Source organism: Streptomyces aurantiacus, from assembly GCF_001418335.1.
GTDB classification, from domain to species: domain Bacteria; phylum Actinomycetota; class Actinomycetes; order Streptomycetales; family Streptomycetaceae; genus Streptomyces; species Streptomyces aurantiacus.
In genome coordinates this window covers 1-10,504 of sequence record NZ_LIPP01000155.1, presented here as the reverse complement: position 1 = coordinate 10,504, position 10,504 = coordinate 1, and the positions used below count along the sequence as shown (strand labels likewise).

General features: G+C 70.0%; 5 protein-coding genes and 1 pseudogene. 3 read left to right on the top strand and 3 right to left on the bottom strand.

The window, feature by feature from the left end; all coding sequences use genetic code 11:
• Positions 1-335: 335 nt before the first annotated feature.
• A pseudogene (gene acs, locus AOK01_RS21360) lies at positions 336-2,326 on the bottom strand (acetate--CoA ligase).
• A gap of 282 nt (positions 2,327-2,608) precedes the next feature.
• The gene (locus AOK01_RS21355) at positions 2,609-4,975 is read right to left on the bottom strand and encodes a bifunctional SulP family inorganic anion transporter/carbonic anhydrase (protein WP_055514103.1); all 2,367 of its coding nucleotides are present in this window, start codon (positions 4,973-4,975) and stop codon (positions 2,609-2,611) included.
• A 268-nt stretch (positions 4,976-5,243) separates the two neighbouring features.
• On the opposite strand from AOK01_RS21355, the gene AOK01_RS21350 reads away from it, so the two are divergent.
• Both AOK01_RS21350 and AOK01_RS21345 read left to right on the top strand, forming a co-directional pair.
• Positions 5,244-6,530: a polysaccharide deacetylase family protein gene (locus AOK01_RS21350; protein ID WP_055514101.1), complete on the top strand. Its 1,287-nt coding sequence runs from the start codon at positions 5,244-5,246 to the stop codon at positions 6,528-6,530.
• Positions 6,531-6,720: 190 nt separating this feature from the next.
• Positions 6,721-7,599, top strand: a complete 879-nt coding sequence (locus tag AOK01_RS21345) for a Fic family protein (protein ID WP_055514099.1) — start codon at positions 6,721-6,723, stop codon at positions 7,597-7,599.
• A gap of 372 nt (positions 7,600-7,971) precedes the next feature.
• Here AOK01_RS21345 and AOK01_RS21340 read toward each other — a convergent pair whose 3' ends face one another.
• Positions 7,972-8,808, bottom strand: a complete 837-nt coding sequence (locus AOK01_RS21340; RefSeq protein WP_055514097.1) for an HAD family hydrolase — start codon at positions 8,806-8,808, stop codon at positions 7,972-7,974.
• A gap of 579 nt (positions 8,809-9,387) precedes the next feature.
• On the opposite strand from AOK01_RS21340, the gene ssd reads away from it, so the two are divergent.
• A complete protein-coding gene (gene ssd, locus AOK01_RS21335) occupies positions 9,388-10,491 on the top strand; it encodes a septum site-determining protein Ssd (RefSeq protein WP_055514095.1) in 1,104 nt (367 codons plus the stop codon).
• Positions 10,492-10,504: the final 13 nt, after the last annotated feature.

The window sequence follows — 10,504 nt, the reverse complement described above, 5'->3', positions numbered from 1 at the left end:
ATTGGGGGTGGGCGCGGACACGGGGACGACCTCCGGTCGGTGGGCAGCACTGAGCACATGCCGACCAGACTTCCCGGCGCACCTATGGCGATCTCGGATCTCCCGGCTCGCCGGGATCTCAGAGATCTTTTTTTGTCGAGTGTTGTCGCGTGTTGACGCGTTCATCAGCTTACTCAAGATGCCGCTTGCTCAGGGTGCCGCCGGGCCATCCGGTGATCTTCACCGTAGGCGCGTGGACGCGTACATGCAGAAGGGGCACCCGGCGCGTTTGCTGCCGGGTGCCCTTCCGCGTCTCCGCGTCTCCGCGTCCTCGCGTCAAGCCGGGCTTCGGGGCCTCAGTCCTCGCTGGACGCCGCCGGGAGCTTCGTCTGGATGAGGTCCATCACCGTGGAGTCGGTGAGCGTGGTGACGTCCCCCAGCTGGCGGTTCTCCGCGACGTCGCGCAGCAGCCGGCGCATGATCTTGCCGGAACGGGTCTTGGGCAGCTCGGCCACCGGCAGGATCCGCTTCGGCTTGGCGATCGGGCCGAGGACCTTGCCGACGTGGTTGCGCAGCTCGCCCACGAGGGTCTCGGTCTCCGACGCCGAACCGCGCAGGATCACGAAGGCCACGATCGCCTGGCCGGTGGTCTCGTCGGCCGCGCCCACGACGGCCGCTTCGGCGACCGACGGGTGGGAGACGAGCGCCGACTCGACCTCGGTGGTCGAGATGTTGTGCCCGGACACGAGCATCACGTCGTCCACCCGGCCGAGCAGCCAGATGTCGCCGTCGTCGTCCTTCTTGGCACCGTCGCCCGCGAAGTACTTGCCCTCGAAGCGCGACCAGTACGTGTCGATGAACCGCTGGTCGTCGCCCCAGATGGTGCGCAGCATCGACGGCCACGGCTCGGTCAGGACGAGGTAGCCGCCGCCTCCGTCGGGCACCTCGCGTGCCTCGTCGTCGACGACCGTCGCCGAGATGCCCGGCAGGGCCCGCTGCGCGGATCCCGGCTTGGTCTCGGTCACACCCGGCAGCGGCGAGATCATCATCGCGCCGGTCTCGGTCTGCCACCAGGTGTCCACGATCGGCGTGCGGTCGCCGCCGATGTGCTTGCGGTACCAGATCCACGCCTCGGGGTTGATCGGCTCCCCGACGGAGCCGAGTACGCGCAGGCTCGACAGGTCGAACTTCGCGGGGATGTCGTCGCCCCACTTCATGAACGTACGAATCGCCGTCGGGGCCGTGTAGAGGAGCGTCACGCCGTACTTCTGGATGATCTCCCAGAAGCGCCCCTGGTGCGGGGTGTCGGGGGTGCCCTCGTACATGACCTGGGTCGCGCCGTTCGCCAGCGGTCCGTACGTGATGTACGAGTGCCCGGTGACCCAGCCGATGTCGGCCGTGCACCAGTAGACGTCGGTCTCCGGCTTGAGGTCGAAGACGGAGTGGTGCGTGTACGCGGTCTGCGTGAGGTAGCCGCCGGAGGTGTGCAGGATGCCCTTGGGCTTACCCGTCGTGCCCGAGGTGTAGAGGATGAACAGCGGGTGCTCGGCGTCGAACGCCTCGGGTGTGTGCTCCGCGGACTGCTTCTGCGTGATCTCGTGCCACCAGACGTCGCGGCCCTCGGTCCACGCGACCTCCTGGCCCGTACGGCGTACGACGAGGACCTTGCCGACCCCGTCGACCCGGGAGACCGCCTCGTCCACGGCCGGCTTGAGCGCGGCCGGCTTTCCGCGCCGGTAGCCGCCGTCCGAGGTGATGACCAGCTTGGCGTCGGCGTCCTGGATGCGGGTGGCGATGGCGTCGGCGGAGAAGCCGCCGAAGACGACCGAGTGCGCGGCGCCGATGCGGGCGCAGGCCAGCATCGAGACGACGGCCTCGGGGATCATCGGCAGGTAGATGGCGACCCGGTCGCCCTTCTCGACGCCCAGCTCGGTGAGGGCGTTGGCGGCCCTGGAGACCTCGTCCTTGAGCTCGGCGTAGGTGATGGCGCGGCTGTCACCTGGCTCGCCCTCGAAGTGGATGGCGACCCGGTCGCCGTGGCCGGCCTCGACGTGCCGGTCCACGCAGTTGTACGCGACGTTGAGCTTGCCGTCCTTGAACCACTTCGCGAACGGAGGGTTCGACCAGTCCAGGGTCTCGGTCGGCTCGGTCTCCCAGGTCAGCCGACGGGCCTGCTCGGCCCAGAAGCCGAGCCTGTCAGCCTTGGCCTGCTCGTACGCCGCCGCGGTGACATTGGCGTTCGCGGCCAGGTCGGCGGGCGGCGCGAACCTGCGTTCTTCCTTGAGCAGGTTGGAGAGTGACGACGGCTCGCTCATGCTTCTCCACCCTTCCTCAGCAGGTCGGCCAGGCTTTCGTTGCTCACGACATCTCCCTTTCCCAGGGTGTCCGTTGTGTCCCGGACCACAGCTCATCAGACGGGGACCCCTGGTGACAAGGGCCGTCCGAGAATTGGTTTAGACCTGTGTACGGGATCGGGTGTGCGCGTGGCCTGCCCGCTTGCACGGGCGGCCACACGTTCTCACGGACGGGAGAGGCCGTCGGTTCAGGCTCGCGGTCCGGTCAGGCTCGCGGTCCGCTTCAGCCGTGGTCCGGCTCAGGTCCGCGGTCCGCTATGGGCTCGCGGTCCGGCTCAGGCCGGGGTGCGGTTCAGGGCCGTCGCCGTGACCCGGTCGAACAGCTCCCCCTCTTCCTCGGGGGACGGGGTCTCCGCGAGGAGGTACGCCTGGGCCTCGCCCACGTGGAAGTACATCCCGTGCAGTTCGAGCGTGCCTTCTCGCAGAGCCCGCGCCACGGCCTCGTACGCCCGCAGATGCTCCAGCTGCTGCACGACGTTGGTGAGACAGAGCTGCTCGGTGGCGTCGGCGGGCGCGCGTCCGGCGATCCGTGTCCAGGGCCGGTTCTTCGCGGCGATCCGCTCCATGCTCGGCAGCCCGTGCCGCAGCCACCGCTGCAACGGCGTCTGCGTACCGCCCGGTTCGGTGTTCATCAGCGCCTGCATCGCCCCGCATCCGGAGTGCCCGCACACGGTGATCGACCGCACGTGCAGCACCTCGACCGCGTACTCGATCGCGGCCGCCACCGAGTCGTCGCCGCTCTCCTGGCCGGGCGGCGGCACGAGGTTGCCGACATTGCGTACGACGAAGAGGTCGCCTGGGCCGCTCGAAGTGATCATGGATGTGACCAGCCGGGAGTCGGCGCAGGTCAGGAAGAGCTGCGAGGGCCGCTGCCCCTCCCGCGCGAGGCGGGCCAGCTCACCGCGCACCAGCGGTGCCGTGTTCCGCTGGAACGTGCTGATTCCGCTGGCCAGCCGATGTCCGCCGGGATGCCCGCCGGGCGGCGGTGGCGCGGGGCTCTCGCAGTGATGGTTGAGCCAGGGGGTCCAGGGCCGGCAGTGGCAGTGGGACGTCTGCCCGTCGCCGTCCTTGGTGTGAGGTTCCGCGAGGCGGGCTCCGGTGCGCCCGGTCAGCTCGACGGAGCCGCCCCGGGTGGTGTGCGCGCTCTGCCAGTCGTGCAGTGACTCGTACGCCGCGTGGTCCATGAAGGAGCCGTCCAGCTCGACCACCGCGTCGGCCCCCGACGGCACCAGGTGCAGTGCCCGGCTGAGGCGGGGCACGGCGAGGAACGTCAACTGCCCGCGCACCCGTACGTGATGGACGCCGTCCGGGCCCACCTCGCAGGTGATCCGCGTACGGGTCAGGCGGTGCAGGGCGACGCCGACGGCCATGGCGACCCCGATCATGACGCCCTCCAGGACTCCGAGGACGACGACGCCGAGGGTGGTGACGGCGTACACCAGCATCTCCCGGTGGCGGGTGACCGTGCGGATGTGGTGCAGAGACACCATCTGGATGCCGACAGCCATCACCAGGGCGGCCAGCGTCGCGAGGGGGATCAGCTCCAGGAGCGGGACCAGCAGGAGCGCGACCACCACCACCCAGACGCCGTGCAGCATCGTGGAGTTCCGGCTGATGGCGCCGGCCTGTACGTTCGCCGCGCTTCGGACGGCCACGCCCGCGACGGGGAGCCCGCCGAGCGAGCCGGAGACGATGTTGGCGGCGCCCTGCCCGAGCAGTTCACGGTCGAGGTCGCAGCGCCCTTGCTGGGCGGGCACTCTGGCCGTGAGCTTGTCCACGGCGACGGCGCCCAGGAGGGACTGGACACTGCACACCAGTGTGGTGGTGAGCACGGCGGCGACGATCCCGAGCACCGGACCCTCGGGCAGCCCGGCCAGGGCGTGGCTGCGCCAGGACGGCAGGTCGACCTTGGGCAGGGTGAGCCCGGCGAGGGCTGCCGTCGCGGTGGCCGTGGTGACGGCGACGAGCGCGGCCGGGACGGTACGCAGCATCCGTCCCACCCGCCCGGGAAGCCGGGACCAGGCCAGCAGAACGGTCAGGGTCAGGGCGCTCATCGACAGCGCCGCCACCTGGGGGTGGGCCAACTGGGCGGGCAGTTCCCGCATGTTGTCGACGACCGAGCTGCTCGGGGAGCCGCCCAGCACGATGTGCAGCTGGGCGACGGCGATGGTGATGCCGATGCCGGCCAGCATGCCGTGCACGATCGCGGGACTGACGGCCAGGGCGGAACGGGCCACCCGCAGGAAGCCCAGGCCGAGTTGGACCAGTCCGGCGAGGACGGTGACGGCACAGGTCGTCCGCCATCCGTACTTCTGGATGAGGTCGGCGGTGACCACGGTGAGCCCCGCGGCGGGCCCGCTCACCTGGAGCGGTGCGCCGCCGAGCAGGCCGACCACGAGCCCGCCCGTGGCGGCGGCGACGAGCCCCGCCTGCAGCGGCGCTCCGGTGGCGAGGGCGATGCCCAGGGACAGGGGCAGGGCGATCAGGAAGACGGCGATCGAGGCCGACAGGTCGGCGGCCGCGATCCGGGGGAGCCGAGGGATCCGGGGAGCTCGGCGGCCGGGACGGGGCGGGCTGTGCGGCCGCCCTTCGTCGGGCGTGTGTGAAGAGTCGTCGGTACGTGTCGGGACGCAGGAAGGCATGGTTCCCGTCTCCTCCGGGGCTACGCGGTCGCTTGGGACGCGGCCGTGGGTCACGGCGTACAGCGGCGGGATTTATCAACGCTCGGTAAATGAATCGTAATGGAGAGTAAAGGCTGTATGGGGAAAAGTGCCGCAAATGGGTCAGCAGTTCATTCCGGAGAGTGATTAATCATTTTGATCGGCTTGTCGCAACACCCCTTCCTTCGGTCCTTGCGATCTTGGACTTTCCGTCTGTTTTGTCCGATTGAAGGAAGAAGGTGGGCGGAACATGGCCGCCACCCAGAGGATCACCGCGGGCGTCGCAGTCGCCGCGGCCTGCGCCGGGGCGCTCGCCGGTTGCGGGACGGGCGACACCGGCGCCGGGAAAGGCGCGCAGGACGAGGGCGCGCACGGCGCCAAGAAGGCCGTGGGCGCTCCGGCACCCAAGAACAGGGTTCGGCTGATCGGCGACGGCTCGACCGCGTTCACCGGGTCGCAGCCGCGGCAGCCGCGGGCCGAGCGGCTGAAGCCCGGTCAGAGGCCGCCGCAGTTCGTGGTGTTCTCGTGGGACGGGGCCGGCGAGGACAGTCAGCGGCTGTTCTCGCACTTCCGCAAGGTGGCCAAGGACAACCGGGCGACCATGACGTACTTCCTCAGCGGCGTGTACATGCTTCCCGAGGAGAAGCGCGACCTGTACCGGCCGCCGCAGCACTCACCCGGCCGCTCCGACATCGGCTTCAATGACGAGCAGGGCATCAAGGACACCGTCAAGCAGCTGCGCGGCGCCTGGTTGGAGGGCAACGAGATCGGTACGCACTTCAACGGCCACTTCTGCGGCAGCGGCGGCGGAGTGGGTGAGTGGTCGGTCCGGGAGTGGAAGGACGAGATCGCCCAGGCCAAGTCCTTCGTGAAGTCCTGGAAGACCAACACGGGCACGGCGAAGGGCTCTCCGCTGCCCTTCGACTACGACAAGGAGCTCATCGGCGCCCGCACGCCCTGCCTGGAAGGGCAGACGAACTTCATGAAGGCTGCCCGACAGCTCGGCTTCCGCTACGACACCAGCGGTGTCAACGACCAGGTATGGCCCAAGAAGAAGGCAGGACTGTGGGACCTGTCGATGCAGCTCGTCCCGGTCCCCGGCCGCGGGTTCGAGACGTTGACCATGGACTACAACTTCATGGTCAACCAGTCCGGCACCACGTCCCACGGCGATCCCGCCAAGCACGAGTACTGGGGCGACCAGATGCGGGACGGCCTGCTCAAGGGCTTCTCCCGCGCCTACAAGGGCAACCGTGCGCCCCTGATCATCGGCAACCACTTCGAGTCCTGGAACGGCGGCACGTACATGCGCGCCGTCGAGGAGACCATCGAGCGCGTCTGCACGAAGCGCGAGGTGCGCTGCGTCTCCTTCCGGCAGCTCGCCGACTGGCTCGACGCCCAGGACCCGAAGACCCTCGACAAGCTCCGCACTCTCAAGGTGGGGCAGGCCCCGAAGCGGAACTGGGCGTCGTTCCTGTCCGGCCGGCCCGCCCCGGCCCCCAAGGGAGTACCGGGCGCGCCGGCGGTCAAGCGGTAGCGTCCTGGCGGGGTGGTCTTGATCATCGTCTCGGCGGAGGCGATGCGCGGGTCGGAGCCGCGCAGGTAGTCCTTGTTCAGGTACGTAGTCGTTCAGGTACGTAGTCGGACGGCTGTGTCCGAGAGCCGTCACACGTGAAGAAGACCACTCGTTCGCGGAGCACGGGCCGGGTGTGCGTAGGGTCGAACTCATGAGTACGACAGGTGCGAACGCCGACCCCCTCGCGGCGCTGGGCTCGCTGCCCGGCGTGGCGGAATCCGTCGAGTCCGTCCGCAAGGCCGTGGACCGGGTCTACGGGCACCGCATCATGCGGCGCCGCAGCAACGAGATCACCGGTGAGGCCGCGCTGCGGGGTTCCCGCGGGTCCGCGGCGCTGTCCGGCGCCGACTGGGCTCTCGAAGAGGTGCGCCGCAGGACCGACTTCAGCGGTGACGACGAGGCCAGGGTGGTGGGCGCGGCCCTCCGGCTGACCGCCGAGGCGGGCGAGCTCCTGTCCATCTGGCGGCAGTCGCCCCTTCGGGTGCTGGCCAGGCTGCACCTGGTGGCCGCCGTGGCTGCCGTGCCTGCCGTGTCCGCCGCCGACAACAAGGACACGGTCGGACGGCCGCGGCTGCAGGGGGAGCCCGTCTCGGAGACCCCGGCGGCAGACGCCGCGGGACCGCCGCTGATCGGGCTTGCGCTGCCGGACGCGGCCGAGGTCGAGGGCCGCCTCGACGGTCTGGCGCGCCTGGTCGTCACGGGGAGTTCGGCGCCCGCCCTGGTGACCGCCGCCGTGGTGCACGGCGAACTCCTCGCACTGCGCCCCTTCGGCTCCCACAACGGCCTGGTAGCGCGCGCGGCGGAACGGATCGTCCTGATCGGCAGCGGCCTGGACCCCAAGTCGGTCTGCCCGCCGGAGGTCGGTCACGCGGAACTGGGCCGCGCGGCCTACGCCGCCGCTCTGGACGGCTACGCGTCCGGGACCCCGGAGGGGATGGCGGCCTGGATCGCCCACTGCGGCAAGGCGGTCGGACTGGGCGCCAGGGAGTCGACGGCGGTGTGCGAGGCACTGCAGCGGGGCGCCGCGTAGATCCCTGGGCGGAACCTTGCACGAGGTGCGGCGGTACGGAATTCCGTACCGCCGCTGGCATGTCCACTGGGGTACCAGGCGTCCTCGAAGTGTTGCCCATCAGGTCGGGAACTGTTGCCCGTCACCTGGTGCGGCTGGCCCGTAATCGACGGGTCGACGTCGCGTGGGTGCCCAGTGTTCATGCTCGGTCCGTGGGGCCTCGGTTGCGTTTGAAGGTGATCCTCTCGGATGTCCCTGGTCTCGCGGGCCGTTAACCCCTTTGTACTCCAGGACCGGGGCAAGCGGAACCCCTCACCGCGCTTCTTTACTTTTAGGGCCAAAGGGTGGTGAATCGGGCGCTCGGGGCGAAGCTCCCCGTTTCAGCTCCCCGTTTCAGCTCACCGTCGCGCGGCGCCGGCTGGCGTACCAGACGAGCCCCGCCGTGGCCGCCGCCGCTCCTATCGCCGCGGCGGCGACGATGGCCGGCCGGGGCGGCGCGGACAGCCGCTGCTTCAGTCGTACCGGGTGGTTGAAGTCGAGGACGGGCCACGCGCGCGCGACGGCCTCGCGGCGCAGCGCGCGATCCGGGTTGACGGCATGGGGGTGGCCGACCGCCGCGAGCATCGGGATGTCGGTCGCGGAGTCGCTGTACGCGTAGCAGCGCGACAGGTCGTACCCCTCGGACGCGGCCAGGTCCTTGACGGCCTCGGCCTTCGTGGGCCCGTACGCGTAGTACTCCACCTCGCCCGTGAAGCAGCCGTCGTCGCCCACGACCATGCGGGTCGCCACCACCCGGTCCGCGCCCAGGAGTTCACCGATCGGCTCGACGACCTCCGCCCCGGACGTGGAGACGATCACGACGTCGCGCCCGGCGATGTGGTGTTCCTCGATGAGGGAGGCGGCCTCGTCGTAGATGATCGGGTCGATCAGGTCGTGCAGGGTCTCGGCGACGATCTCCTTCACCTGCTGGACGTTCCAGCCGCGGCACAGCGCCGACAGGTACGTGCGCATCCGCTCCATCTGGTCGTGGTCGGCGCCGCCCACGAGGAAGACGAACTGGGCGTATGCGGTACGCAGCACCGCCCGGCGGTTGATCAGACCGCCTTGGTAGAACGACTTGCTGAAGGTGAGCGTGCTCGACTTCGCAATGACCGTCTTGTCCAGGTCAAAGAAGGCCGCTGTACGAGGCAAGGAGTGGTTTTCCACGGGTTGAGCATATGCGCCCGCCATTCGGGCTAGTGTGGGACGCGTGGGTTTGCCTGAGAGAGCTCTCGGGTACACCATGGAAGTCACGGATCGTTCGCGACCGTGCTAACCCGGTTTGGCTCCTCCCCCCCCGAGTCAGACCGTGGGGACGACCCCCGCTCTCCCCCCCGGCGGGGGTCGTCGCATGTCCGGATGGGTTTTCCCTTCCGTTGTGCAGAACGCCGGTCCCCGCTCAGCGGGGACCGGCGTTTCTCTGTATCCGCACAGGATTAGTCACTGTGCGTAGCCATCACGCTGCTCTGAGGAAGTCGTACAACGGTCACCGGTTCCCGTACAACGGTCACCGGTTTGGGTGAAGGCGATATTCACAGCCGTCGCGATGTCCACAGTTTTCGACCAAGATCCACATGATTTCCGGCATCGCTGCACCGTGATTCCAGCGCGTACCGCTCGCGGAAGTTCATGGCCGGTTCCGTTTGTCCGGCGGCTATGGCCGGTTCGTATCGGCGGTTCATATGGAGGGCCGGTTGCCGGTTCTTGCGCCGGGCGGGAATCGCGGGGCCGCAAGGGCCCCGCGGGGAGCAGCGAAGGGGGCTGGAAAGCATGGCGGGAGCCATCACGGACGACCGGCCGTCGGCCGCCGAGGGGCGGCAGGGCGGACCGTTGATCGTCACGGAGGACGCGAATCTGCTGGACGACCTGCTGCGGCTGTGCGCCGCGGCAGGGGCCCGGCCCGAAGTCCATCACGGGGTGCCGGAGCGCGGCGGCGGCTGGGACACGGCGCCTCTGGTGCTCGTCGGCGACGATGCCGCACGACGCGTGCGTGGCGCCGCGCGCAGACGCGGAGTCGTGCTGGTGGGGCGGGATCAGGACGATTCCGGGATCTGGCAGAGGGCTGTGGAGATCGGTGCCGACCATGTGCTGATGCTGCCGGATGGCGAACAATGGTTGGTCGACCGGATCGCCGACGCGGCCGAGGGCGTCGGACCGCCCGCCCTCACCGTCGGCGTGATCGGCGGTCGCGGGGGCGCCGGCTCGTCCACGCTCGCCTGCGCTCTCGCGGTCACCTCGGCGCGCCAGGGCAGGCGCACCCTCCTTGTCGACGCGGATCCACTGGGCGGCGGACTCGACGTACTCCTCGGTGGCGAGGCCGTCGAAGGGCTCCGCTGGCCGGCCTTCGCCGCCTCGCACGGGCGGGTCGGCGGCGGCGCCCTGGAGGAGTCGCTGCCCTCACTGCACGCCCTGCGGGTCCTCAGCTGGGACCGGGGCGACTGCGTCACCATCGCGCCCGAGGCCGTCCGGGCGGTCCTGGCCGCGGCCAGACGGCGCGGCGGGGCAGTGGTCGTAGATCTGCCGCGCCGGATCGACGAAGGGGGCGCGGAGGCCCTCGCCCAGGTCGACATGGGTCTGCTCGTGGTCCCCGCCGAGCTGCGCGCCGTCGCGGCGGCCGGGCGGGTGGCGTCCGCGGTCGGCATGGTCCTGAAGGACCTGCGGGTCGCGGTGCGCGGACCGTACGCGCCAGGTCTGGACGACCGGGAGGTCGCCCGACTTCTCGGCCTGCCCCTGATGGGCGAAGTACCGGTGGACACAGGGCTGTTGGCGGCACAGAACCGGGGCGATCCACCCGGGTCGGACGGCCGCGGGCCGCTCGCGCGCTTCTGCGCGGCGTTCTGGACGCGGGCCGCGGTCGCCGGAGGGGGCGTATGAGCCGGGGTAGGGG

Coding starts and splice junctions, on each gene's coding strand:
- AOK01_RS21355 (WP_055514103.1), bottom strand. CDS start 4,975: ATGCCTTCCTGCGTCCCGACACGTACCGACGACTCTTCACACACGCCC.
- AOK01_RS21350 (WP_055514101.1), top strand. CDS start 5,244: ATGGCCGCCACCCAGAGGATCACCGCGGGCGTCGCAGTCGCCGCGGCC.
- AOK01_RS21345 (WP_055514099.1), top strand. CDS start 6,721: ATGAGTACGACAGGTGCGAACGCCGACCCCCTCGCGGCGCTGGGCTCG.
- AOK01_RS21340 (WP_055514097.1), bottom strand. CDS start 8,808: ATGGCGGGCGCATATGCTCAACCCGTGGAAAACCACTCCTTGCCTCGT.
- ssd (WP_055514095.1), top strand. CDS start 9,388: ATGGCGGGAGCCATCACGGACGACCGGCCGTCGGCCGCCGAGGGGCGG.